Here is a 25,244-nt window from a genome sequence, read left to right as displayed (position 1 = left end):
GGTTTCGTTGCTGATAAAGTAAAAATATTACTACGAAAAATCAAAATAAAGATAAGGAAAGAAATTCATTACAACTATAATGAAATAGATAATAGGTATATTGTTCTTTTACAGGAAGGTTCATAATGCCTATGAACGATAGGGGGATACGAAATGGAATTGGGATTAGCAGGAAAAGTAGCTCTGATTACCGGTGGAAGCAAGGGGATCGGATTAGTAACAGCGATAACGCTGGCCTCTGAGGGCGCCCATATCGCCATTTGTGCTCGCAATGAGGATGACCTTCGCAGCGCAGCAGCGAAGATTGTTGAGAAAACAGGCGCAAACGTTCACTATATTCAAGCGAACGTTTCATCCCAGGAAGATTGTCAGAGAGCTGTTGCGGAAACCGTAGGGCACTTTGGGCGATTGGATATATTGATCAATAATGCCGGCACCTTCGCCGCCAGCCCTTTCGAGCAAGCTACGCACGAGGTTTGGACGCAGGATCTCGACTTGAAATTATTTGGTGCTATTCATTGTTCCAAAGCAGCGCTGCCTTACTTAAAAGAATCAGGTAAAGGCGCGATTGTGAACATGTCTACCTCCTCCGCCAAAACCCCTGGCGCGTCTACGCTGCCCACTTCGGTCAGCCGTGCAGCAGGCTTGGCGTTAACCAAGGCCATGAGTAAAGATTTGGCCTCCAGCCATATTCGCGTGAATGCCGTGTGTGTGGGATTAATTCAAAGCGATCAAATCGAAAAGGGCTGGAAAAACCAGCATCCTGAGCTTACCTGGGAGCAATTCTCGCAGCTTCCCGACCATCAAATTCCGTTGGGACGCATAGGCTATACACAGGAGGCGGCAAATGTCATTACGTTTCTCGTATCCGATGCGGCCTCTTATGTTACTGGCACGGCGGTGAATGTCGACGGTGGAAAAGGAGCCACACTATAAATCGTTGAAGAAGAAGACCCTCCAGCCTGATACAACAGGCTGGAGGGTCTTCTTCTCATAGCATTGGCCTTCCCTTACGCTTAAAGCTGCTTTCTCAAGGCCCATTGCCCCGCCTGAAGGATCAGCTTCCGGTACGTCGGGTGCTTGAATGATTCAACGTGATGCCCCGGCATAAGATAGACAACTCTGCCCAGACCGTACTCATGCGCCCAGGCAGCAGGCCACTTCTCGCCTTCATGGGTATATTCGAGCAGTACCGTCTTCTCTGACAACGGATCCATGTCATAACGGTAAGGCTCCTCATCCATCGTAAAGGGCTCAATTCCTTCTGTAATCTCGTGTTCTGCGGAAGTAAGATGGAAATCCAACGTTGTATAAGGAGGATGTCCGGTAAATTTGGCTCCTATCAATTGGCTCAGCTCATATCTGGCTTGCAGCGACACTCCATTATGAATAACTAGCAGCCCTCCGCCGCTGCTTACATAAGTTAATAGTCCCGCTACTTGCTCTGGCGTTACCTGAACGCGCCAGCTATCGGTATAGGAAATGAATAAATCGAATTCCTTGAGCTGTTCAACCGTCAACTTCTCCCGGTCTTCCGAAACCTCCACACGAATATGATCCACGAACACGCCGATGATGTCATCTGCAACCGCTTGAAGCGGATGATATTTGGCGTTTATAATGTCGCCCAGCAATAAAGCTTTTTTATTAGTTTCCATATGGCTTATAAGCCCCTTTCGATCTGTTTACCAGCTCATTTCCTCAGCCTTGTAATTAAGGAAAGCCGGGTGAGTTAATACCTCTTTGTTTTCTTGATACTGCAGCAGCGTTTCTACGATCTGTGAAGCCGCTTCCTCTGCTGCGACATCTGCGGATTCGTTTAATTTCCCACTCATATACGTCTTCATCCAGCCTGGGTGGATGACAAGAACTCGTCCGCCCTTGTTTTTCAATTGATTATGGACAAGGTTAGACTGAATGTTTAATGCCGCCTTCGACATGCAGTAGCCATACCAGCCCTCCCGCCATGTTTGATTAATTTGTCCGGCTTCCGAAGAAATATTGACAAGCAGTTTGTCTTCACCGTTCATAAGAAGTGGTAGGACAGCCTGCGTCACCCGAAGCGGACCCAATGCATTGACATTGAATAGCTGTATGATGTTGTTAAAATCGATCTCTCCAAAAATCTCATCGTCCTTGCGACCGCCGATGCCCGCATTATTAATAACGACATCCAGCTTACTCGTATGGCCGCCGATCACACTTGCAGCTTGCTGAACACTTACTTCGTCAGATACGTCCAAATCCATCACGATTAACCTACCGTCATACTCAGGTACTGCCTTGTCCAGCTGATCCCAATCACGCAAATATCTGCCAGCAAATACGGTATATTGCCTGTTCAGCAGCTGCAGAACCAACTCGTACCCCAACCCCCGGTCCGCTCCCGTTACAAATGCAAACTTTGTCATGGATAACCCACCCCGCAATCATTCTCTACACACTTATTCAAATTCGTTAACCGCCAATCATACTTTGACACTAGTAAACGATTTTTGCTTTCTGTATTCAACTGGCGTCAGCCCGTTATAGGATTTGAATATTTTGATAAAATAGCTCTGGCTGTCATAACCAAGCAGCTCGCAAATTTTACACATCGGCTCATTGGTCATATCCAGCAGTTCTTTCGCTCTTTCCATCTTCATTCGGGTCACATACTCAATAAACGTCTCTCCCGTTTCCTTCTTAAACAACCGGCTGAAGTAACTGGAATTCAAAAAGAGATGTTCGGCCACTTCCTCCAGAGAGATGCGTTTATCCAAATTCATGGACACATATTGCAAGGCATTCAGTACAGACAGACGTTTGCTATGGTCCATAATTTCTCCCGTCACCGATATGGCGGAATGGAAGTAATCGATAAGCCAGCTTTCCAGCTCCGTCAAGGTATCGATCTCTAAGATATCCTTGTGCATCACATCGACGGAATACGTGGACCGGAAATGCTGTAAGGATTGCAGCTTTAGCTTCAAATCGAGCAGCAGCTTCAATACCCAATCCTTAACCATCTCCGGCGGGCAAGACTGCTCCTTAAATACGTTCATCCAACGTTGGATCGTTGGGAGCAAGGCCGCTTCCCGTTTATCGATCAGAATGTCTCGGAACTCTTCATTAGCCTTATCGTAAAACGAGAATACGTGTGCTTTGACAAGCCCCCGATCCTGTTGTCTGGCGATCTCTCCCTCACCTAAATAAAAGCGTTGTGCTGAGCTGCCCAGCAGCCCTTTTAGACCCAGCTTCAGCTCATCATGGTTGGTGCTTATCGATCCGATCAAATAGTTCATGGTTATTTTCAAGGAACGGCGTAGTGCTCCTTGTATCAACTCAATCGTTCGTTTCGTTTGCTCATAAGGATTTACCTTAAGGCCTGGCGGGTACAAATACAGCATAAACGATTCTTTGGCATCGTAGCTGACATGAATCGTCCGGGAACTCTCCTTGTCCAATACCTCCTGAATCACATTATTGACAGCAAAACGCAAAATATCGTTGGAGCCGAATCGCTGGGTGACGCTTCTGTAGTTGCTGATAAAGCCCATGACCGGGAGGCATATTTGCCCTTGAAAGCTTAAGCCGAAGGCGTTCGCCTCCATTTGCCATTTGGCTGCATCCAAAATTGGTTCCTGGATGGTACTGCGAATAAACTTTTCCCTCATCAGCTCTTTGCTGCGATCAACCAGGTCCAGCAGATGGGTATGGAGTTGATCCTGCTGCTGTTCCTGGTCCAGTTTGTCCTTAAACTGCAGCAGCAGCTTCTCCAGATCTGCAGGATCCAGAGTATCCTTCAGCAGGTAATCCTGAACATTCAGCTTCATCGCCTGCTGTGCCAAACGAAATTCATTATGGCAGGACAGAATAGCGACCCGAATATCCGGTTTGCGCTGCTGCAGCTCACGAATGAGCTCCAAACCATTCATCTTGGGCATGCCAATATCCGTAATGACAATATCCGGCATATCTTCAGCGCACGCTTCCAGAGCGCTTATCCCATTCTCATGAACGCTGGTCAGCTGCAAGTCGAGGCGTACCCAGTCTATGGCTTCCGATAATAACTCAAGAACGGGATAGTCATCATCTACCAGCATCACTTTATACATCGCGGCGACCCTCCAATTCCCTTGGAAACAGCATCGTTACCCAGCTCCCTTTTCCGCGTTCACTGTCGATCTTCATTTCAAAGGCATCCCCGAAGGTTAGCTTCATCCGTTCCCAAACGTTAGGCAAACCCACACTGGAAAAGCGGTATTCATCCTCTCCCTCTGATGTGTCCAAGCCTTTGCCGGTCAGTACATTTTGACGAAGTGAAGCTAATACATGGGGTTCCATTCCTTGCCCATTATCCTCGACTACCACTACGAATTGCCGTTCATTTACTGTTGCCCTCAGCGTAATGGTTCCAGCGCATTGATTTAATCCGTGAATAAGCGCATTTTCAATAATCGGCTGTAAAAAGAATCTCGGTACCTTCTCATAAAGCACATCCGGTGACACATCAATTTCAAGGTTCACCTTTTCCTTTTGCCTCATATCCATTAATTGAACATACTCCTTGACGGTCCCCACCTCTTCGTGAAGGTAGATCAAATCTTGATCCTGAGAGATCGTCATTCTGAGAAGCTTGGAGAGTGAGCTCATCATTTGCGCGCTTTCCACATCACCTTTCCTCAGTACCTTCATTCGAATCGAATTCAGTACATTAAACAAGAAATGCGGATTGATCTGCACCTGCAGCATAGCCAGTTCTGCCTTGCGCTTGCGCGTCTGGGTTTCTGTAATTTCAGCAATCATATATTTGATGTGGTCCAGCATTTGATCTATGGACATGCCGAGATTTCCAATTTCATCCTGGCCCCGGATGTAGGAACGCACCTCCAAATTGCCTCGCCGTACCGTTGCCGCCACCCTTCCCAGATGCACGAGTGGCTTTGTAAAAGCTTGCAGGAGATAGAGCAGCAGCAATAAAAATACAAGGAATGAGATGACCTGATAAATAAGTACCCGCTTAAAGATCGAATCGATTTTGAAAATCGCTTTTTTATAAGGAATTAAAGACACCAGCTTCCAATCGGTAACGCTTAGCGGGAGCGTAGTCAGCAAATAATCTTCATTCTCAATACGGATGATATCCGAGGCACGCTCTGCCGCTTGCTTCACATAGGGGAATTGGGTGCCGACATGTTCGCTGTTCCTTTGTGAAAGGATCGTATCGGACTCATCCAGCAGCAAGGTTTCCTGACCCGATGCTATTCGGTTGAATATTTGGTTCACTTGATTTTCCATGACCGTTACAATGACATAGCCGTAAATATCGAGTCCATCACCACGCAGCGTGCGGGCTACAGAGAGTTGATGCGTGTTTTTTAATGATCTTTCGGTCGTAAACACCGTTGGCGCCGTGCCTACCCAGTAGGATTGAAGCCCGTTCAATTCTTTGAGCTTACCGAACCAAGGCTCTTGAAAGATTTGTGCCGGATCATACTCATACAGTGGGTAGTTCGTATAATACGTTCCGTTTTTCAATAAAATCGTCACATAGCTCTTCTCGCCGGTGAAAGTAATATTCGTGATTTTACTAGTGATCTTGTATCGGTCCGCAAATCTCCGATATTCAATATCGGCACCCTGGTACCCGGATTTTGAAACCTCATTCAAAATCGTGTTAATTTCGGAATCAATTTGAATATAATTTGCAATATTAAGCATGTATTTCAGCAGATTCGTGACGTAGCCGTCTACCAGCTTTAGTGATTCCGCAGCATTGGAGACCGCCTGCTCCTTAACCGCGTCTCGCGTTAAATAATTGTAGACCGAGATGGTTATACAAGCCGGAATCAAAATGCAGACAACGGATGCAATCATCAGTTTAAATCGAAGCGTTCGGGGTGGCACCATTCTAGCTAGCATTTTCCACATCTGCTATCCTCCCTTATCGACCTAGAAAGGGTATAGAACAGGCCCCCTCCTACTTGCTTCTATTATAACTTCTTATTTTTTATTCGTATCAATCAATTTTTGAACACGGTCCTTGGATTTTTTGATCATGGTGTCTATATCCTGCTTGCCGAAAATTAACAGCTCAAATTCCTCATTGATCGCTTTATTAATTTCAGCTTGATACGTAACAGGAGGAATCGACTTGCCTGACTTGTAACCGGTCATAACGTTCGTGATCGAGGCTTTATCCACCTTTTCCGGATTTTTCGTTTTGCTCAGAATGACCTCGACAATTTTACCCATTTCCTCCGGCTTTACTTTGCTCCATGATGGAATTTGCTTGCCTTGTACGATTTGACCTTCTGTCGTGTACCAACGAATGAACTTATAAGCTTCTTCCTTATGCTTGGAGCTGGCAGCAATAGCCATGTAATCGGTTATATAGGGTGCGTATCCGCTTGGATCGCCAGGCGCATTTTTGGGATATGGCGCTACTGCAACGTTAAAATTCAGCGGGAATTGGTCAGTGCCACCAAGCTCACTTGTAAACCAGCTGCCCATCAGAACCATACTTGTCGTTTGGTTAAAGAATGCAGGACGATAGTGCAGCTTTTGTGAAATTCTTTCGTCGTACGGAGTTAAGGATTTGTCCTCCTTCTCCATTTTGAGGTACAGCTCAAGCGTCTTTTTAAATAACGGGCTATCGAGATTTGATGTGCCGTCCGCTCTGAGGAACTCCATATTATCTGACTGATTGCCCAGCTCAAGCTTCATAAACTCCATGAATCCGCCGTCGGTCGGTCCGTGAAAAAATGCGCCGTAACGCTTGGTTGGGCCCTCGCCCTTCGTCAATTTCTTGGCGTAGTCCCTAAACTCATCCCAGGTCCAATCCGTAGGTACCTTCAGTCCAGCCTGATCCAAATGGTCTTTATTGAGGACCACATACCAAGGAGTCAGCTTCGTCGGCAGCGCGTAATATTTGCCGTTAAGCAGCGTATCTACCTTATATTCTTCGCTGACCTTAAAGCCTTCTTTGGCAATAAAATCATCCATTGGTGCGGCAATCCCCAGTGCAACCCGCTTAGCAAAGCTGGCCGGGTCCGTCAGCATCAAGACATCCATCGTTTCCCCGGATGAAGCGGCCAAATCGAGCTTTTTGTTAGCCTCAGCCGTATCTCCCTTATCGCTAAGCTGCACCAAATCAATCTTAATATCGGGAAATTTTTTCTCAAAAGCGGGAATGGTGTCCTTCCAGTTGTAGTTCGAGTCCATACCGTGCGTCAAAAATCGAATCGTAACCGGTTCCTTCGCTTTCCCGCCAGACGGTGTGCTGCTCCCCTCATTGGATTGCGTTTTACTTTCGGTTGAACAACCGGCCAACAGACTAAGTACCATAGTTCCTGCAAGCACAACCTTGAACTTATTGTTTTTCAAATGAACCCCTCCATCATTTGTGATAACGCTTCCACTTCTCGCTCATTGTAACAATATCTTGGGCTCCTTCTCTAAAAGAGAATTGACTTTTTTATCTAATATTTTGACTTTATAACGCCAACCCGCTCTATTGTTAACCTGATTATCCTTTAACGCCTCCCATCGAGATGCCTTCAATTACACTTTTTTGTCCAATCAGGAAAACGATCAGCAGTGGGAAAATAGCTGAAACAGCGGCTGCCATGATGAGTGAATAAAATTCGCCATTAATGCTCGAAAATTTTTGCATAGCCAATTGGATCGTATACAACTTATCTGTTCTTAAGAAAATTAGCGGATTCTGATAATCGTTCCATGTCCAAATGAATCGCAGGATGGCATATGTGGCTATAGCCGGACGCACCAGAGGAAGCGCAATGCTATAATAAATTCTGAAATGCCCCGCACCTTCCATTTTAGCCGATTCAATGTATTCATTGTGGATACCCATGAAAAACTGTCTCAGCATAAACGTGCCCAGTACACTAAAGCTATTAAGAACAATCAATCCCATATGGGTATCAAAAAAACCGACGGAGCGATATAAAATAAACTGCGGAATGAGAATCGCCTGTCCAGGAACCATATAGGTAGCCAATACGATCAGGAACAGCCACTTGCCTGCAGGAAATTGAACTTTGGAGAAGCCATAGGCTGCCAAGCTTGAAACCGTGCAGGAGATCAGCGTTGTAAGTACACTAATTTTAATGGAATTCCAATAGTACGTATAGAAGGGATATTTGCCAAACCATACCTCCGTGTAATTTTGCCAAGCATTCCAGTGGACAGGAATCCATTGAATCGGGAAATTAAATACATCGGCTTCAATCTTGAAGGATGCCGAAATCATCCAGAAAAAGGGCATTAGAAAAAGTAGGCTGAACACAAACATGATGATTGTAAGCGATAATTTACGTATATTGAGTGATAGCTGCACGCTGCTTCCTCCTTTCTAGTAATTGACCCATTTCTTTTGACCGAGCCATTGCAATATCGTAATAAGCAATACACAGAAGAATAAAACGGATGCCATCGAGGAGGCATAACCAATCTTCAAATTAACAAATGCCATTTCATACATGTCCCAAACCATCATCGAAGTGGATCTCATCGGTCCACCCCTTGTCAGGATGGCAATCAAATCGAATACCTTAAAGGTGGCAATGATACCGGACACTAGCAAAAAGAAAGTAGTAGGCGACAGGAGCGGCAGTGTGATTTTCTGAAATTTCACCCAACCGTTGGCACCATCAATGTCGGCCGCTTCATATAGATCCTTGGGAATGTTCTGTAGTCCGGCAATATAAATGATCATGTTAAAGCCGATAGAAATCCATATGGATACCATCATCAGTGAAGGCAGCGCGTAGGATGGGTCTGCTATCCACTTAGGCGGATTGTCAATACCGATAGAGGTCAGAAATTGATTCACAGGTCCTGTAGACGGATTAAAAAGCACCATCCACACGGTCGCAACAGCTACCACGCTGGAAATATAGGGCATGAAAAAAGCGACCTTAAAAAAACTTTTAAAATAAATATGCTTTTCGATAAGAATCGCGAGCACCAAAGAAATACCCATATAAATAGGGACCGTCAGTAAAAACATAGCGTTATTTTTCATCGACTTCAAAAACGCGGTATCGCTCATAAGCGTTTGGAAGTTACTCAGGCCAACCCATTTGAATCCTTGAAGCCCCATAATAAAGTTCCAATCGGAGAAGGATATCAGGAACGTCGCTATAATAGGGATCAGCGTTAAAAAAGTAACGCCTATAATCATCGGACTGACGAACAATAAACCAGCCAGGGATTCTTTGCGCTGCAGCGATCCTGTCCGTTGCTTAGAAATCGGTCTATCCATGGACACTACAGAGGAATTTCGGTTCATAACATTCACCTCTCTAATAAAATCTAATTATTGCTGTGCCGACCACTCGCGAATCTTTTTGTCGGATGGAAGAAAGAAGCCCATAGCGCCCAATAACGGCATAAACGAGCAGGCTGTAATGACCAGTGTCAAGCTGGTGGCATCAATCAAGCCTCCCAATGCTACGGCGCCAATCGCGCCCATACCGAAGGATAGTCCTGTAATCAGGCCCGAAACGGTTCCCACCTTGCCAGGTACCAGCTCCTGCACATAAACCACCGTGACAGAAAAACTGCTGTGATTGAGAACACCAAGTATAAATAGCAGCGGATAGGTCCACAGCTCATTGGCATGCGGAAGCAGCATGGCGAACGGAGCTGAGCCGAGCAGAGAAAGCAAGATCACATTTTTCCGGCCAATTCGGTCTGACAGCGGCCCCCCCACAAATGTTCCGAGTATGCCTGCACCCAAATAAATGAAAATATAAAGCTGCGCAGTGGGTACGGATATTTGAAAATGCTCAATCACGTAGAACACGAAATAAGTCGAGATGCTCGATCCAAACCAAGACCTGGCGAAAGCAATGAAAATGATCAGAATGATCGCATAGCGAATCGTTTTTTTGTGTTTTTCGTCTAACTGCCTGGCGTTCATACTGCTTTTTTTCACCGGAATGAGCGATAAATGCGCTCTATACCAGCGCGCGACCCACAGCTGAATAGCTATGCCTGCAGCAGCTAACAGCGTGAACCAAATCGCCCCGAATTGTCCGTATGGAAAAAAGATTAGTGCCGTCATGAGCGGCGCTAGCGCATTACCCGTGTTGCCTCCGACTTGGAAAATCGATTGTGCCAAGCCTCTGCGCGGCCCGGCAGCCAAATAAGAAATTCGCGACCCCTCCGGATGAAACATCGCCGACGCCAAGCCTACACAAGCAACAGCTGCGAGCACCATCGCATACCCCGGGGCAAAAGCCAGCCCCAGCATGCCGAGAACCGCGATTACCATACCAAGTGGCAGCAAATTCGGCGTAGGCCGCGCGTCCGCATACATGCCGACAAAAGGCTGTATAACCGAGGATGAAAAATACAAGATGAACGTAATCATACCTATTTGCGTAAACGACAAATGCAACGAATCTCTCAAGATCGGGTAAGAAGCTGGAATGACCGCTTGCAGCGCATCGTTGATCAAATGGGCCAAACTTATGGCAAATATGACAGGATAAATAGTAGGTTTTGCCTTCTGTTCACTTAATTCACTCATGGCTGTCTGTTAACTCCTTCTGATTGGTTCATGCTTTACTGTACCTCCCTTGCCTTTTTCATATTGTTCATTATAGGGGAATGAGTTTTTATAACTTTGCTCTATTTTGATTTTCTTTTGTAGAATTATGACTTTCTTCTCGATTTGTTGAAGGAGTGATTCCCGTACTGTACATCTTGACGACAAAAAAAGACAAGTGCGATATACACTTGTCCGGGTTGTGGAGGAATCCAGATTATTTTTAAGATAGCGGCCATCCAGTCAAAGATACAATCACTCATGGTTTCACAGTGGGAAAACGGTGTTATTTAATGCTATCAACTTCTAAAGGCCGCAGCGTAGATACGGTGTGAGAAGTTGTACCGGCCTTCTTTGTACTACTTTCAAAAGTCTTAATAAAAAAATAAAACATCAAGCTGTCAGACCTGATGTTTTAAAATCCAATGTTCTATGTCCTCTTCTTTCAATAATCCTTCTGCAACTCTTAATCCCAAATCAATGAGCTCACTCTGACTGTAATTTATTGTTATGTCATTAAGTGTGAGCAGTAACAACATAGTGGCAACACCAATGCGCTTATTCCCATCGACAAACCCATGATTCTTAATTAATGCGTAACTAATTACCGCGATCTTCCTAATAAGCCCTTCATATAATTCCTTACCATCAAAAGTTAATATTGCCTTATTTAAAGCACTATCGATTAATGTGCGATCCCTTATTCCATCCGATCCACCAGTTACATTTACGATCTTCCGATGGAATATTACGATCTGTTCTACAGTGACTGTATTCATTACTTTGCTAACTCCTCAAGAGCATCGCGATTCTCGACTATAATATCGTCCATTAAAGCTTCAAGTTTATTCTGATTTCTAGACTTGAGAAATTCCACAAAATCAATAACTTCTAATTTTTTATCCTCTGGTAGCGCTAAAAAATCCTGTAGCAACTTTTCTTCGATACTCATAGCTACACCCCCAAATACTGATACATCCAGTATACACCAAATTACTATGTATTTTAACATTGGCTTCATGAACTACTCACATATTATATATTGCCGATATTTCTTCTAACGTTTGTGTATCTACGAACCCTCACTGCCTTAAAGGAGCGTAGCAACTGGCCGCGACGCGGTTAGGCTGTACAGGGTTGTCTGCTGATTATGCTTCCTCGAAATTCCTCTTGCAGACCAAGGCCGTCAGGCCGCAGCGTAGATACGGTGTTATATGAAGGTCCGGCTTCTCGAGTCCGCTACAATCTTGTTATTGATATCACTTCTATTTCATTGCAATAAAACATAACGTCGTTATGACTTTCATAGTCATTAACTTTATAATTCAAATCACACCATCCATCTTCTCTTATATCAGTGACTTCAAATGCGGATAATTGTATACCATAATTCGTTGTACTTGAAAGCTGTAAGTTTTCTATTCCTTTGAAACGAAATTTAATTATATAGGTACTTACATCCTCTTTATACTCCATAGTGAAATCTAAGATAGGAACTTCATCAAAGAATTTATTAAGGACTTTATAAAAGTGAAATTCAGTAATGCAATTAAATTTAATCCAACAAAAAGAACTAAGTACAGAAGTTATTAACTCAAAGTTCTTTATTTTGTTATTCAATTTATCACTTTCTCTCATTAAAGATTTTCATAAAATGTTTCCGGACTTTCATATAACGTGGTATTTGCGAACTTCGCAAATACCACACAACTTACAGTTCGGGCAAGCTCCATAGCTCTTTCTTTGTCCCCACAGTCGCGAGTGGGTTAATACCTGATTTAATGGCCTTTCTGAGTCGTAGATGTAACAATTGGCCAACAGTCATCACAATTAACTTCTGTCTATTATGCCAACAAAGGTAATTGAAAACACATAAAGAAAAAGCATAAGTTGCTGATACGGCAACTTACGCTTAATTTATGCTTCCTTTAACATACGGTTTTTTTGGTTATTCGGATTTGCTTGTTTTTTACCAGCTAAGTCAAGTGTCTGTGCGGTTGAAGTATGAATTTCGTCGATAAGCTCTGGGTTTTTCAACAGTGACACGCCATAAGAAGGAATCATTTCTTTTATTTTCGGCTCCCACGCTTTGATATGTTGTGGGAAGCATTTATTGATGATCTCAAGCATAACGGAAACGGCGGTAGAAGCACCCGGAGAAGCGCCGAGCAATGCAGCTATCGAGCCATCAGCGGCATTAATAACTTCTGTACCAAATTGAAGCGTTCCTTTGCCAGCAGCCGTATCTTTAATAATTTGCACACGCTGACCTGCTACCAGTAAATCCCAATCCTCGCTTTTGGCATTCGGAACAAATTCCCGTAATGCTTCCATGCGCTTTTCTTTCGATAACATAACTTCCTTGATCAGGTAGGTGGTCAATGGAACGTTTTTTACACCTGCCGCCATCATCGTTACGAGATTATGTGGTTTTACGGAAGTTACCAAGTCAAACATGGAACCAAATTTCAAAAACTTTGGTGAAAAGCCGGCAAACGGTCCGAAGAACAACGATTCTTTATTGTCGATAAATCTGGTGTCAAGATGTGGAACCGACATTGGCGGAGCACCAATCGCAGCTTTACCGTATACTTTTGCACGATGCTTGGCTACAACATCCGGTTTCTGACAGACCATAAATAGTCCGCTTACCGGAAATCCACCAATACCTTTTCCTTCAGGAATACCGGATTTTTGCAGCAAATGCAGGCTTCCGCCGCCGCCGCCGATAAAGACGAATTTTGCAGCATGACTTTCAACGGTACCGTTATCGACATTACGCACTTTCAATTCCCACGAGCCATCGCTAGTACGTGTAATATCATCAACATTATGTTTGAATTTTATATCGACATTTTTACTTTTCAAGTGGTCAAACAATGTACGCGTTAAAGCGCCAAAGTTGACATCCGTGCCAGATTCAATTCTTGTAGCCGCTATAGGTTTATTGGATGTCCGGTCTTTCATCATTAGCGGAATCCATTCCATCAGCTTTGCCGGGTCATCGGAAAATTCCATCCCTTGAAACAGGGGATTGTCAGACAGTGCTTCAAAACGATTTTTTAAGAACGTTACATCTTGTTCCCCTTGTACAAAGCTCATATGAGGCACTGGCACGATAAAATCCCGCGGATTACGTATCAGATTGCTGTTAACAAGATAAGACCAAAACTGCTTTGAAACCTGATATTCTTCATTAACTTTAATAGCTTTGCTAATATCTATAGATCCGTCCGGTTGTTCGACGGTGTAGTTAAGCTCACACAGTGAAGAATGCCCCGTTCCCGCATTATTCCATTCGTTAGAACTTTCCTCTCCTGCGTTTTCACGCCTCTCTAACACTGTAATTTCCCAGTCCGGTACTAATTCTTTCAGCAGCGACCCCAAAGTAGCACTCATGATTCCAGCACCAATTAAGATAACGTCTGTTTTAGTTTGTCTGTTACTCATTTTTACCGTCCTTATGCCCTTAGATTTGCAGAAAAAATGTAGGCGCTACGAGCATGGTCGCGACCTATCACACATCTTTTCTGGATCAAATATAACCTACTCATAGTGTACCACTATTAATTGTAGATTAAAATATTAAAATTTACTATTATATGATAGTTGTAAACAAAAAAAGAACCAACGTTTATTATAGGCGAATGGATGACCTTATTTCAAATGTTGAGCGCTGTCCAGTTACTGGGATCAACTTATATAAGTGAAGCAAGCAGGAATAATAGAACTATCGTTCTCCGTCAGATTTAAGGTCATCTTAACTTTTAGCTATTCATATACCTTGTTTGACCAACTCATCCATTAACGTGGTAATTTATACGACAACTACCCCTAAAACCGAGTTTTAGAGGTCCTGGATGCTATTATCAGACAATATTTTTCACTGTTGCTCGTGAAAGGGTTCACCGCGGGAGTTCAAGCACAAGATCCTCCATATCCGTCCTCCGGATACCCTCACGGCAAAGCGCGTCCTCGCTGTTGATTACACACTACTCTACGGTAGGCTGTCTTAGCTTCGCGTCCATTTTATAATCTTTTTAACCAATCCATGATTGTATCTACCGCTTCCATATATCTCTGCCCTACGAGCACGCCGGTATGAGTTGTGTTCCAAAGCCCTTTATACTCAGCACGGAGGTGCTCCGCTGTCACTCTACCCCGACGGTCGTCATCATCACCGTTTACTGCTTTGACAACCAGGCAAGGGCAAGAAATCGAACTGCTGTCTATAGATATACCCTTTGCTTCGATTGAAAAAACAAAAGCACTAAATGCCTTCGATGACTCCATGGACAGATATTTCTTTTGAAATTCAATGTCATCTGTCGTTTCATCTATACTTGAAAGCTCTTCACGGACTGGTGCAGGCAATAGGATACCAGGTGTCATCTGGTCTAACTCTTTGTAGGGCACTACTTCAAAAACTTCTTTGCTTATGACTGAATCGATCAACACCAACCCGGCGATCTCGACGGTTTCGGCCAACTTTTGGTTCAAGATTCCCCCCATGCTAAATCCGATAAGAATCGGTGGAACCCCACACTCAGCGATAACCTCTTTCATATCCTCCAAATAATCCTCTAAAGTTAACTTCGTCATATCCAGTAGCCTACTTTTGTAGTGACTTCTCAAGTTCATAACATAGCAGTACCACCCTTCACTGATAAAGTGAGGTATATATTTGCTCCACATCCAGCTTCCAGTGAAGGCACCGTGTACAAAAAGTAACGGAGGCCTTTGTTTAGTTGCTTTAGGCAGGTTATCCCCCTCGAATATCTCTAAAAATAAATCGTTGTCCCCGATGTATTTCTCCGTATGATCAGGTAATTCTTTCGTAAAATCCCTCATGATTTTTCCTCCTCGCCATTTAATTTGATATCAAACTATATATCGAAAAAAATTTAAAAGTTGCCATAAATCTTTTTTAAAATGTTAAGCAAATCTTCTTTTTCTTTTTCAGAGATGTTGAAGTAAAACACGTCTAACATTTCTTTCGATATGGATTCAAAGATTGGTTTCAGCTCACTCCCCTTATGGGTTAAAGCAACATAAACAACCCTCGTGTCCTCTTTGTCCCTTTCCTTTGTCACATATCCGAGCCGAACCAGCTTGTCAACAAGTGCTGTGACTGTAGATTTATCCTTATTAATCCTTTTAGAAATGTCCGCCATCGTGAGTCTGGGGTTCTTAAATAGCGCATAGAAGATATCACCATGCGAAGTGCCTATACCGTCTACCCCATTCTTCACCATCTCATCTACAATAAACCGATTGACTCTCTCTCTAATTTTGGAGATTAATGAAATAGCATCTCTATTTTCCATAACCACATTATAGTTTGATATCAAACGAATGGCAAGTGCGCTTGGTGTGCTTCCCGCGGCGGGATACTGATGAAAGACCATCGACATTTATGGATCATTTAATTAAAAGCTTGCTGTTAGTTGTGGTAGGGCTCAGCATGTCATCTAAAGACCGAAGTCGAAGGGCATCTGGTTCGGTGCCCTACGCAGGGGTGACAGATGTTAGGAACGGTGGGGCAAATAACTACCTGCCATAGGTATACTGAAGTTGCTTGGACAGTGGCTTAGAATTACCACAATGCCACTGTTTAGAACATATAGTTAGAGTAGAAGCTCCGATATTTGATAAGTATTAAATGTACCTTTACATCCAGAGAATTTTGTAACTTCTCTATATTCTGTACGTTTTACTACATCCGTCAAGCAATATGATGCACCTGTTCTTCATCTTTTCAAAACGGTTCTAATTTATTTCAGCTTTAACAACTTGTCTCCTTCAGTAACCGTTTGTTTAATGAACCCAGATAATGTTTTAGGATATTTACCTAATCCAGTTGTCAATATAATTTGGTAATCCATAGATTGAAATTCAGAAATTCTATCCATACATTTATCCAAATTATCTTTATCAATCCCCAGGTTTTCAGGTGTATCAACAAGTAAAAACTGAGGGAATGGAATTCGATTCTTAGAGTCCAATGACATAGCCAAAAGAGTTAAGAAATATAAAAAACGTTTAGGTACATCTGAACTGGCTTCTCTATAATATCCATCGTTTATGATAGGCATGTAATCCTCATTAATCTCTGCGCTTGTTACTCCATTCAAAGTCTTCGTCATAAAGTCGTTGTAAATTCCATTAAACCGCTTAATTTGTGCTTGTATCAATTGTTCTATTACATCCTGCGTATTTCTCACTTTTGTTTGAAGCGTATTAAAATCATTTTTTGCTTTATTAAAAGCTCGTTCAATTCCTTCATACTTTTCAATGATTTTAATCCTATTTTCACTATCTTGAATAGCGTTCCTTAAGTGATATACACGTTCATTCAATTGGAGTAATTCTTGATTATTAGCATTCGTGTGCTGTTCGGCTTCTTTCAATTGGCTGCGTATGCCCTCCAAGTTCAAATGAATTTGCTTAATAACTTCTTGTAAGGACGAAATTTCTTTTCCACACGAATTGATAGCAACTTCTATGGTTTCAACTGATTTTTGTTTTGAGCGTAAAATCTCAATATATTCCTGCGAATTATAGAAGAAACGTTCACTTTGTCCCTCTTGTATTTCTGCACCACATAAGCAAATGCCACTGACACGTTCCACTTTATTAAAACAGCAAGGGCATAGGTCTGGAGAAAAAAGATGTAGTGTGTTATGAGAAAAAATAATTTTGTTAATATGTGAAACTTCTCTTATCAATTCTTCTTTCAGTTCAATCAAATCACGCTGTTCAAATGAGACATTGCTAAGATTCGTTTGAGCCTCTGCTAGTTCTTGCTCTTTATGGACTAACGCTTGACGAAGTTGTTGAATTTGTAGTTCGAATTTTGAAGAATCTGATTTTCTAGTCTTAACGTCATTACGCAATAGTTGAACTCGTTGAAGTTCCAGTTTATCATCTGTCAATTTTCTCAGCAGCTCGCTTGATGGAAAACCGCTTACGTCATATCCCATCTCGGTAGCCAAAACACCAAAATTATCAAATAATATTTTTTTGGCGTCTCTTTGCTTCTCATACTCACGTAATTGTCCAAGCATTGCATAGTAATCGGAGAATCGATGACCTACCAACAGCTCGAAAATGACTTTCCGTATATTAACTGAATCTGAAATAAAACTGCCATCTGTTTTATGCTCTTTATATATTCTTTTTGGTTCGGTCCCTTGGTCATAATGAATAAGACGAAACAAATCTGTAAAATTAACTTTAAAGTGAGATGTGCCTTGCCAAACGTCAACCACTTCAATACCAAGTTTTTGAAGTAGCCAGTCTGAATAAGTGGATTGACCCTCTGGCATATGTTGTCTGTTTAAATACAATGACTCATCCTTGCCATTCTTGTCTTGGACAATAATCATGTTATTCTGCTTTTGACCAAAATAACGTTTAATCAAGTAAGGCTCATGATTGATTTCAATTTCAAGAAGCACGAAATTATTAGTATCGTTTTTGACTTCTTTATGAACTTCTGTTTTAGAGAAATTAAACATGTGAACGTAATCGCCAAGCGCATAACAGATTAAAGCACTAAATGTAGACTTTCCTCCACCATTTCCAGCTTCAATAATATTTACGCCATCTGTTAATTTGGGTGAACTATAGGTGTACTTATCGCCATTGTAATGCACTCGATTAATTTTTAATCTTCCCATATATTTACGCCCCTTTTGCGAAACAATTCATCAAGTAATGAATCGGTTTTCATTGTTCTTATATATGAGAACATGGATTTTATTTGCTTGCTGTGTTCACGTTCCATTCGAAATAATTCTGAGGACGAAAACTCTTCTGGAAGATTTTCAATAGATAACCACATATCAAATGATTTTCTAGTTTCATTTTTGGACATGGAAAGAATGCCCTTTTGTTGAAGAGCATAGAACAATGAACCTGCCCAGTTTAGTCGCAGACGACTTTTTAAGTAGGTTTCTTTCAAATGATTTCTATCGATGGGCGAAGCTTTACTATCCAATGCTTTATTGGAAGCAACAATAGAAAATAATGCGTGATTAGACAAAAAAGGAATTAGATAATTTAATTTCGACCATTCTTGTAAACGTTGCTTCTCACTTGTAAAACCAAGTGTCTGTAAGAAAATTATCGTATTGTAAGCGAAATAATAATAATCATCTTCCGCGCTAAACATCATGCGTTTCTTAACATTCACATTGTTATTCTTTATTTGGTCACTCATTGCACATTCAACTCCTCCTGTCAAAAGCTAAATAACATGAGTTAATTAATTCATAAATCGTATCACGAACAGCATTTTCACTTTTGAAAGGGTAATGATAATCTTTACCCCAATCTTCTAAATGCGAATTCGCTGAACGAACCAACATATCTATCCAATCATCAACGACTGGCGGTTCAACTTTGTATTGGCGTGTTTGCTTATATACGACTCGTATCAGTTGTTCTTCACAAGATTCAAATACACGATAAAGATATGCACCACGTTCCTGAGGCTGAACTCTCAATAGTTGTTTTTCAATCGAACCAATTTTTCTTGCAAAAATCTCAAAAGTCGACTCATCATATTCAGGGGATACATCTTTAATTTTACTGTCAATATTTCGACCATCAAATGGTTTTTCCATCGACTCCCAATCTTCATAACATGGGTCTAATGGTTTTATAGATGCAACATTGTTACCTATTTCAAGAAATTTTGCTCTTACTGTATCTACATTAATCATTCGATGAAGAGGGTCTTTAAATGCTTGTCTTTTTTCAAGCTCTTTATCAAGTGCATCAATAATATATTGCTCTTTCCCAGATATGGTCACAGTATCATATAAGCGACAACTCTTAACTTTTGATACTAATGTGATTTCAAGTTCGTTTTCGTCTTCCTGGTCAAATTTCCAATCAATTTGTTTTAGGAATTGAATCCATATTTCATCCGGATATCTCTCAATTACATCTAAATATCCTGTCTCATTTTTGCCCGCGTATTGCTTTTTATAATCATCTAATATGATGCATTTCAAATAGGGAAGTACCTCATTATAGTCTTTATCTAATAATAGACGCATAAGTTCTTTTTCAGGTAGTTCCAGCTTATGTTTTTTCAATAACTCAGTTGTGCGTTCATTAGTAATACCAGTGTTGGTATAAAAACCAAAACGAATATGCTGTCCATGATGTAAAAAAACATCAAGAAAACTCACTAAACTATTCTTAACTTCATCTGAATTTAATGAAAAACATTTTGATTCATAACTTTTATCGCTCTCTAAATATTCATTACTTTTACCATTTCCATCATTTGAAGTAATATAGACATCCTCAATATACTCACATGCTACAAGCACAGATATATTAGTGGATTTTTCAAGTTCGTCAAAAATTAACTGGATAGCTCTTAATCGTTGCAGCCTTTCCCCCTTACTTTGCTCACCTACTACCCGACTGATAATACTTCTCTCCATAGGTTCCCTTCCTTATAATTATGAATCTTATGCACTATGGCATTTCGACATCATCCTCCATTTTCCTTTTTATTGTCCATATTTTTGGATTTTAAGGAATTAATATCCTAAAATGGAACATATGTTCCTATATTATCATTTTGGAATTAGAATATCCACAAAAAATATTCGTTGTAAGTGTTCATCCTGAATCCAATCCCCCAAAAAACTGATTTCGAAATTATGTAGTTCGAGATCTGTTCGTTAGTTGTAATTTGAATAACTTTTTCTTCGTTTACATCACTCCCACTATAAAGTAATATTTTTTGTTGTCTTCACATTCTTTCTTAGATTTCCAACCCTTGATAGCTTGAATGGTGCTGGCAGCGAATATAGCCACGTCATTTCGCCCTATTTTTGATATTTTTCAGTTTTAACGGGGCTATAGGCAAGAAATCCGCCTTGATAGGCTGTCAGCTCTCCACCACCGAGCGTCCTCCCATTACTAAAATAAAAATCGCCGTCCATTCCCGACAGGGAACGTAAACGGCGATAATTTTAGAGTCATCACATAACTGGCACAGTTCCAAACCGATATCACTTCGCAAAGCTAGTAGGCCAATCCGCCAGTACCTTGCCAAGCCGGTCAAGGTTTTGTTCATTACCTTCTACGCAGTACGGCTTAGCTTGTTCAAACTCCTCTTTTTTCTTGAAAAGTTGACGGAAGGTGACCCTGGTGCGGCCCTCGAAGCCCTCGAAGGTAGCCGTTACCCGAAATTCGTGGCCAGATAGATGATCAAGCACAACCCGCTCCGGCGGCACGATTTCAACAAAGACGTTATGGTTAGGATAATCCACGCCATCTGGTCCGTGCATAGTGTACCGCCACGTGCCTCCCGGCCTCATATCGCACTCGTGAAACGTATTCGTAAAGCCTTGCGGTCCCCACCATCGGGCTAACAAATCGGGAGTTGTCCAGGCCTGAAACACGAGCTCCTGCGGGACATCGTACTCGCGTGTAGCAATAAGTTCATTTTCACCTATTGTCATGTTCCTAACTCCCCTTCTACTACCTTACCCAGTGCGTCCAACATAACGTTTGTGCCGTGTTCCCGTACTTCCGGCGTATCGTGTCCGTCAAAGAACACACCTTGCTCCGTGAAAATCAGCTTCGTACCGCCCTCCAACTTGATAAGCTCGACCGTTGTGATCGAGACGGAGATGCGTATGCCGTCTGCATCCAGGGTGTACGTATAGACAATGCGCTGCTCTGGAACAAGCTCCTGGTAGTTGGCGTCGAAGGTAAAGATCGGCCCTTCCGGCGGCCCGCCGCTGCTGTACTCGCGCCCGCCAACCTGGAAATCGAAGATGTCTGGCTTCGAAAACCACTTGGCCTTGGCAATCGGGTCGGCCCATGCGTGATAAACCCGCTCCGGTGAAGCGGCATAAGTCCGCTCGACGACGAAGGTTCCATGCTTGACAAATCGTTCGTTCATTGATTCTCCTCCTTAAGTTTCGGAATACCGCTCTCTTCGGCAAGAAAGTCTCCCAACAGGTCCAAATGTCGCTCCCAACTCGTTTGCCGCTCAATGACCGGTTTCTCAAATCCCACCTTCATCGCTTGCAGAAGGTTCGTGAAATCTTCAACCGTTAATTCCGCCTTGCCCTGCATGAGCTTGGATACATAGCTGAGCTGCTCCAATAGTTTCTGCTGCAGTTTGATCTGTTCTTTGATTTGGTTTATCTGCAGGTTGACGATCTCAAGCGGACTGATCTGCCCGCCATTTAAAGCGGACTTAATCTCCTCGAGAGATAACCCCAGCTCCTTAAGCGATAATATCTGGTGCAATCGCGACAAGTCCAATTCATTGTACAGCCTGTGGCCGGATTCCGTTTGTCCCGACGGAGGGAACAACCCGATTTGATCATAAAACCGCAAGGTTCGTACGGTAAGCCCCGTCAGCTTGGCGAGATCTCCGACCTTCCAATGTCTCTTCATGAACCATCTCCACTCTTTGGCGCTAGCTAGGTACCGGTAGCTCTATTGTAAAACATTACGTTACGTAAGGTGCAAGCAAAATCGTGACGCTCTACCAGAATTTTTTTACGCCCCTGATTTTGAACACTAGCTATTATGTATAACAGCGTAAACTCCGCCGCTGCGCTCGTTAATGCCATTTTATAAGAAATATTCGTTTGGAAAACCAAGCATATATTCGAGTGTTTTTGAAAATTTAAGCAAACAAGATAGAGCCTCTATTCTGCCAAACGGAATAGAGCCTTAATCTTCACACTCAAGAGTAGCCAGTAACATATGACTCAAAGAGCCCTGCTATTTGAACTATTGCCATACAGTTCTCCAGTCACGAAAGCACCAGCGAAACGCGTTAACATGGTTAGCCTGAAGATGGTCCGAGTCCACCATCCTGTACCCGAATAGACTTGCATCCATATAAGCCTGATCCCAGCGTAGACGACTCAGACCGCAATGACTGGATTCCTCCACTTGCGCTTTGGCTTACTTTAATATTGTCCTTTAATAACAAAAAACGAGCCCCGAATTGTTCCAGCTAGTTTCGACTTCTGCCTAGCAAACTTAAACTTCCCTTCCAATTCCTTGGGTACCTCCATCCCCTCAGAAAGCTTAAAACCAACAGCCCGCTTCTTAGGGTCATCAACCGTGTACATGACATTGACCCCAAGACCATCCTCATAAAAGACGTAGGTAAATTGGATATTTTCCACTTGAAAACGCGACGTTTCTAAAGGCTTGGCCGCAAACGCAATATCACGTTCTTTCAAAATGCGGTTCACATATTCAAGGTTCTCCTGACTTTCGCTAGCTGGTACAACCGTATATTCATGTTTGTATTTATTCATAAAGTAACGGGCTTCATTGGCACGTAAACCAGCAAGCGCTTCTGCTACAGGTGAAGACTCTAAACCTACCGTAGACACATTTTTAAAATCAACGATATACGACATTTCCATCCCTCATTTTCTCTCATTATTTCTTGTATACAAAAATTCAATCTTCTTTATCTACCAAATATTATACCAAAAATGATTCAATATAAACGTTCACGTTTTGGATATGATAAACCACGTTGTTTGGTTCTAGGACTATTATCTTGCTTTTTTAATGTACAAATAAGACCGTCGAAGTAATCGACGGCCTCGTTCAATATGCAGACTTAGTGCTTATCGAATTCCACTCCGTATTTATTGAAGATGGTCTTGTATTTATTTTCGAAGATGCTCCATCGATTCTCTGTTCCGTGCTTTTCCTGCAAAGCCTTCAAATAATGTTGAGCCGCTGCTACATCATTGGATTGTAATAGCAAATGAAAGCTCTCTTCACCCAGATGTAAAAATGGACCTGAAGTGTAATAATCAACAATTGATCTGACACTGGTCATCGTATCATAGAAATGAATAACCTCTTCTAATCCGCTTAGCAGCGTTTTTATTAAATCATCCCTATTCGTATCAGAAGTGATAGAAAATCGATCTGGAACGGACTCAGCAATTTGCCCAATTCTTGCTCTGAAATGACACTCTGATTCTTTGGGTGCTGTCAGAATCTCTCTCGATTGTATCTGTGCCAACTCCGCTGAATAAATACCGCAGTTCACATAAAACATTACATTGTCCGCTGTATTGCCAGAGGATTTTTGGAAATTGAACATGTAGATGAGGTTTCCTGTTATCTTATTAAAATTCAAACTCTTCTTTGCGAAGCCACGCTTGGAAAGAAACGATTTAACGTCCTGCTTTATCAGATCGTTAAAGAAATGCTGCAATATGACCCCTCCTAGAAGATTGCTTTTTCTAAATTAACCCCATAAGAACGATTCTTCATCATCTCCATTTAAGCAAGGAGCCACACCTATACAGCTCATGTATTTTCAAGGTGGGGGGAAAATCCCGCCCTCACTTATGATACGGTTCAACGCAACAAATCTAAGGCAAAGTCGAAGGGCGCCCAGTTGGACGCCCTTCCGTCTTACACATCTGTTTCTAGTGCATTGTAATGAGTGATGCATCCGTTGTTTTATTTGAGCATTTGATACACTTGTTCGACATCCTTATCCCCGCGGCCAGACAAATTGACGATGATAATTTGATCCTGACCCATCGTAGGCGCCAGCTTCTTCGCGTAGGCAATCGCATGCGCACTCTCTAGGGCAGGGATAATTCCCTCCGTGCGGGACAGTTCCTGGAAGGCTTCCAGAACTTCCTCATTGGTGACAGTTGCATATTCAGCCCGTTCCGTCACCTTCAGGTGGCTATGCTCCGGCCCAATGCCCGGATAATCAAGTCCCGCGGCGATCGAATAGGTCTTCCTCGGCTGGCCTTCCTCGTCCAGCAGCACTAAGCACTTGAAGCCATGAATGATGCTCGGGACACCCTGGGTTAAGGATGGCGCTTGATCGGGCTCAACACCGATCAAGCGAACGGTTGGCTCGTCGATGTAATGGGCGAATGCACCAATCGCATTGCTGCCACCACCTACGCAAGCCACTACCGCATCCGGCAGACGGCCTTCTTTCTCCATAATCTGCAGCTTCGATTCTTCGCTAATAATCGCCTGAAAGTGCTTGACCATCGTCGGAAACGGATGCGGACCCACTGCGGAACCCAGCAAATAAAACGTGTTTTTATAATTGCGAACTAGATCGTCCAACGCTTCATCTACAGCGTCCTTCAATCGTCCTTGGCCTTTATGAACCGGCACGACAGTCGCACCGAGCAGCTCCATACGGAACACGTTAAGCGCCTGACGGCGTGTATCTTCAGCCCCCATGTAGATGACGCATTCCATATTAAACATGGCACAAGCCGTCGCCGTAGCAACACCGTGCTGTCCCGCACCGGTCTCGGCGATAATCCGCTTGGCACCCATCCGCTTAGCGAGCAGAATCTGGCCAATAGCGTTGTTGATCTTATGCGCTCCGGTATGATTCAGATCCTCTCGCTTCAAGTAAATCTTCGGCCCTCCCCAAGCTTTGGTCAGCCGCTCCGCATACGTCAGCGGATTCTCGCGACCAACGTATTCGCGCAGGTAATACCGAAGCTCTTCCTTATATTCTGGGTCGTCTCTAAACTTGTAAAATTGCTCACTCAAATAGCTCAACACTTCCTGCAATTCCGGCGGGACAAAGCTGCCCCCGAACTCTCCAAAGTATCCCTCTTGCTGCAAATCTTGCTCCATAAGTAAGCGCCTCCACTAATTGAAA

At 42.7% G+C, this 25,244-nt stretch carries 23 protein-coding genes; 1 reads left to right on the top strand and 22 read right to left on the bottom strand.

Annotated features, from left to right (window positions below; genetic code table 11):
- The first annotated feature begins 153 nt into the window (after positions 1 to 153).
- Positions 154 to 936, top strand: a complete 783-nt coding sequence (locus OB236_RS07470; protein WP_262683378.1) for an SDR family NAD(P)-dependent oxidoreductase — start codon at positions 154 to 156, stop codon at positions 934 to 936.
- Between the two features lie 80 nt (positions 937 to 1,016).
- Here the strand turns inward: OB236_RS07470 and OB236_RS07465 are convergent, their stop codons facing one another.
- The 22 genes from OB236_RS07465 to trpB form a co-directional block, all read right to left on the bottom strand.
- Positions 1,017 to 1,658, bottom strand: a complete 642-nt coding sequence (locus tag OB236_RS07465) for a ThuA domain-containing protein (protein WP_262683377.1) — start codon at positions 1,656 to 1,658, stop codon at positions 1,017 to 1,019.
- Positions 1,659 to 1,685: 27 nt separating this feature from the next.
- Positions 1,686 to 2,411, bottom strand: coding sequence for an SDR family oxidoreductase (locus tag OB236_RS07460; protein ID WP_262683376.1), 726 nt, complete (start codon positions 2,409 to 2,411; stop codon positions 1,686 to 1,688).
- Between the two features lie 57 nt (positions 2,412 to 2,468).
- The gene (locus OB236_RS07455; protein ID WP_262683375.1) at positions 2,469 to 4,097 is read right to left on the bottom strand and encodes a response regulator transcription factor; all 1,629 of its coding nucleotides are present in this window, start codon (positions 4,095 to 4,097) and stop codon (positions 2,469 to 2,471) included.
- Complete coding sequence (locus OB236_RS07450) at positions 4,090 to 5,913, bottom strand: cache domain-containing sensor histidine kinase (RefSeq protein ID WP_262683374.1); 1,824 nt, start codon at positions 5,911 to 5,913, stop codon at positions 4,090 to 4,092. The genes OB236_RS07455 and OB236_RS07450 overlap by 8 nt, the downstream gene beginning before the upstream one ends.
- A 72-nt stretch (positions 5,914 to 5,985) precedes the next feature.
- On the bottom strand, positions 5,986 to 7,368 hold the full coding sequence (locus OB236_RS07445) for an ABC transporter substrate-binding protein (protein ID WP_408638421.1): 1,383 nt from the start codon (positions 7,366 to 7,368) through the stop codon (positions 5,986 to 5,988).
- Positions 7,369 to 7,510: 142 nt separating this feature from the next.
- Positions 7,511 to 8,299, bottom strand: a complete 789-nt coding sequence (locus OB236_RS07440) for a carbohydrate ABC transporter permease (RefSeq protein ID WP_179097576.1) — start codon at positions 8,297 to 8,299, stop codon at positions 7,511 to 7,513.
- Between the two features lie 60 nt (positions 8,300 to 8,359).
- Entirely contained in the window at positions 8,360 to 9,298 is a 939-nt protein-coding gene (locus OB236_RS07435) for a carbohydrate ABC transporter permease (RefSeq protein WP_262683373.1), read from the bottom strand.
- Positions 9,299 to 9,325: 27 nt separating this feature from the next.
- The gene (locus OB236_RS07430) at positions 9,326 to 10,543 is read right to left on the bottom strand and encodes an MFS transporter (RefSeq protein ID WP_262683372.1); all 1,218 of its coding nucleotides are present in this window, start codon (positions 10,541 to 10,543) and stop codon (positions 9,326 to 9,328) included.
- A gap of 419 nt (positions 10,544 to 10,962) precedes the next feature.
- Positions 10,963 to 11,340, bottom strand: a complete 378-nt coding sequence (locus OB236_RS07425) for a type II toxin-antitoxin system death-on-curing family toxin (protein ID WP_262683371.1) — start codon at positions 11,338 to 11,340, stop codon at positions 10,963 to 10,965.
- A complete protein-coding gene (locus OB236_RS07420; protein ID WP_262683370.1) occupies positions 11,340 to 11,513 on the bottom strand; it encodes a hypothetical protein in 174 nt (57 codons plus the stop codon). The genes OB236_RS07425 and OB236_RS07420 overlap by 1 nt, the downstream gene beginning before the upstream one ends.
- A gap of 965 nt (positions 11,514 to 12,478) precedes the next feature.
- Positions 12,479 to 14,026 (bottom strand): malate:quinone oxidoreductase, encoded by a 1,548-nt coding sequence (locus tag OB236_RS07415; protein WP_256711412.1) that lies wholly within the window; start codon positions 14,024 to 14,026, stop codon positions 12,479 to 12,481.
- Positions 14,027 to 14,590: 564 nt separating this feature from the next.
- Entirely contained in the window at positions 14,591 to 15,412 is an 822-nt protein-coding gene (locus OB236_RS07410; protein WP_262683369.1) for an alpha/beta fold hydrolase, read from the bottom strand.
- Between the two features lie 53 nt (positions 15,413 to 15,465).
- The gene (locus OB236_RS07405; RefSeq protein ID WP_262683368.1) at positions 15,466 to 15,888 is read right to left on the bottom strand and encodes a MarR family winged helix-turn-helix transcriptional regulator; all 423 of its coding nucleotides are present in this window, start codon (positions 15,886 to 15,888) and stop codon (positions 15,466 to 15,468) included.
- Positions 15,889 to 16,335: 447 nt separating this feature from the next.
- On the bottom strand, positions 16,336 to 18,243 hold the full coding sequence (locus OB236_RS07400) for an AAA family ATPase (protein WP_262683367.1): 1,908 nt from the start codon (positions 18,241 to 18,243) through the stop codon (positions 16,336 to 16,338).
- Positions 18,231 to 18,785, bottom strand: coding sequence for a hypothetical protein (locus tag OB236_RS07395; protein WP_262683366.1), 555 nt, complete (start codon positions 18,783 to 18,785; stop codon positions 18,231 to 18,233). The genes OB236_RS07400 and OB236_RS07395 overlap by 13 nt, the downstream gene beginning before the upstream one ends.
- 7 nt (positions 18,786 to 18,792) lie before the next feature.
- Positions 18,793 to 20,025 (bottom strand): hypothetical protein, encoded by a 1,233-nt coding sequence (locus tag OB236_RS07390; protein WP_262683365.1) that lies wholly within the window; start codon positions 20,023 to 20,025, stop codon positions 18,793 to 18,795.
- A 576-nt stretch (positions 20,026 to 20,601) separates the two neighbouring features.
- Positions 20,602 to 21,054: an SRPBCC family protein gene (locus OB236_RS07385; protein WP_262683364.1), complete on the bottom strand. Its 453-nt coding sequence runs from the start codon at positions 21,052 to 21,054 to the stop codon at positions 20,602 to 20,604.
- Positions 21,051 to 21,500, bottom strand: a complete 450-nt coding sequence (locus OB236_RS07380; protein ID WP_262683363.1) for an SRPBCC family protein — start codon at positions 21,498 to 21,500, stop codon at positions 21,051 to 21,053. Before OB236_RS07380 ends, OB236_RS07385 begins: the two co-directional genes overlap by 4 nt.
- Positions 21,497 to 22,003 (bottom strand): MerR family transcriptional regulator, encoded by a 507-nt coding sequence (locus OB236_RS07375; protein WP_262683362.1) that lies wholly within the window; start codon positions 22,001 to 22,003, stop codon positions 21,497 to 21,499. Before OB236_RS07375 ends, OB236_RS07380 begins: the two co-directional genes overlap by 4 nt.
- 524 nt (positions 22,004 to 22,527) lie before the next feature.
- Entirely contained in the window at positions 22,528 to 22,989 is a 462-nt protein-coding gene (locus OB236_RS07370) for a phage tail protein (RefSeq protein ID WP_262683361.1), read from the bottom strand.
- A gap of 209 nt (positions 22,990 to 23,198) precedes the next feature.
- Positions 23,199 to 23,810, bottom strand: a complete 612-nt coding sequence (locus OB236_RS07365) for a DUF4304 domain-containing protein (RefSeq protein WP_262683497.1) — start codon at positions 23,808 to 23,810, stop codon at positions 23,199 to 23,201.
- Positions 23,811 to 24,058: 248 nt separating this feature from the next.
- Positions 24,059 to 25,219, bottom strand: coding sequence for a tryptophan synthase subunit beta (trpB, locus tag OB236_RS07360; protein ID WP_262683360.1), 1,161 nt, complete (start codon positions 25,217 to 25,219; stop codon positions 24,059 to 24,061).
- Positions 25,220 to 25,244 lie beyond the last annotated feature (25 nt).

The sequence above is a fragment of the Paenibacillus baimaensis genome (genome assembly GCF_025567575.1).
Note: the sequence above shows the minus strand (reverse complement) of the source record. Positions and strands in the feature narration are given on the sequence as shown.

Bases quoted from the DNA above. Each gene is read 5' to 3' on its own strand.
- OB236_RS07470 (WP_262683378.1), top strand. From the start codon at position 154: ATGGAATTGGGATTAGCAGGAAAAGTAGCTCTGATTACCGGTGGAAGC.
- OB236_RS07465 (WP_262683377.1), bottom strand. From the start codon at position 1,658: ATGGAAACTAATAAAAAAGCTTTATTGCTGGGCGACATTATAAACGCC.
- OB236_RS07460 (WP_262683376.1), bottom strand. From the start codon at position 2,411: ATGACAAAGTTTGCATTTGTAACGGGAGCGGACCGGGGGTTGGGGTAC.
- OB236_RS07455 (WP_262683375.1), bottom strand. From the start codon at position 4,097: ATGTATAAAGTGATGCTGGTAGATGATGACTATCCCGTTCTTGAGTTA.
- OB236_RS07450 (WP_262683374.1), bottom strand. From the start codon at position 5,913: ATGTGGAAAATGCTAGCTAGAATGGTGCCACCCCGAACGCTTCGATTT.
- OB236_RS07440 (WP_179097576.1), bottom strand. From the start codon at position 8,299: ATGTTTGTGTTCAGCCTACTTTTTCTAATGCCCTTTTTCTGGATGATT.
- OB236_RS07435 (WP_262683373.1), bottom strand. From the start codon at position 9,298: ATGAACCGAAATTCCTCTGTAGTGTCCATGGATAGACCGATTTCTAAG.
- OB236_RS07430 (WP_262683372.1), bottom strand. From the start codon at position 10,543: ATGAGTGAATTAAGTGAACAGAAGGCAAAACCTACTATTTATCCTGTC.
- OB236_RS07425 (WP_262683371.1), bottom strand. From the start codon at position 11,340: ATGAATACAGTCACTGTAGAACAGATCGTAATATTCCATCGGAAGATC.
- OB236_RS07420 (WP_262683370.1), bottom strand. From the start codon at position 11,513: ATGAGTATCGAAGAAAAGTTGCTACAGGATTTTTTAGCGCTACCAGAG.
- OB236_RS07410 (WP_262683369.1), bottom strand. From the start codon at position 15,412: ATGAGGGATTTTACGAAAGAATTACCTGATCATACGGAGAAATACATC.
- OB236_RS07405 (WP_262683368.1), bottom strand. From the start codon at position 15,888: ATGGAAAATAGAGATGCTATTTCATTAATCTCCAAAATTAGAGAGAGA.
- OB236_RS07400 (WP_262683367.1), bottom strand. From the start codon at position 18,243: ATGGGAAGATTAAAAATTAATCGAGTGCATTACAATGGCGATAAGTAC.
- OB236_RS07395 (WP_262683366.1), bottom strand. From the start codon at position 18,785: ATGAGTGACCAAATAAAGAATAACAATGTGAATGTTAAGAAACGCATG.
- OB236_RS07390 (WP_262683365.1), bottom strand. From the start codon at position 20,025: ATGGAGAGAAGTATTATCAGTCGGGTAGTAGGTGAGCAAAGTAAGGGG.
- OB236_RS07385 (WP_262683364.1), bottom strand. From the start codon at position 21,054: ATGACAATAGGTGAAAATGAACTTATTGCTACACGCGAGTACGATGTC.
- OB236_RS07380 (WP_262683363.1), bottom strand. From the start codon at position 21,500: ATGAACGAACGATTTGTCAAGCATGGAACCTTCGTCGTCGAGCGGACT.
- OB236_RS07375 (WP_262683362.1), bottom strand. From the start codon at position 22,003: ATGAAGAGACATTGGAAGGTCGGAGATCTCGCCAAGCTGACGGGGCTT.
- OB236_RS07370 (WP_262683361.1), bottom strand. From the start codon at position 22,989: ATGTCGTATATCGTTGATTTTAAAAATGTGTCTACGGTAGGTTTAGAG.
- trpB (WP_262683360.1), bottom strand. From the start codon at position 25,219: ATGGAGCAAGATTTGCAGCAAGAGGGATACTTTGGAGAGTTCGGGGGC.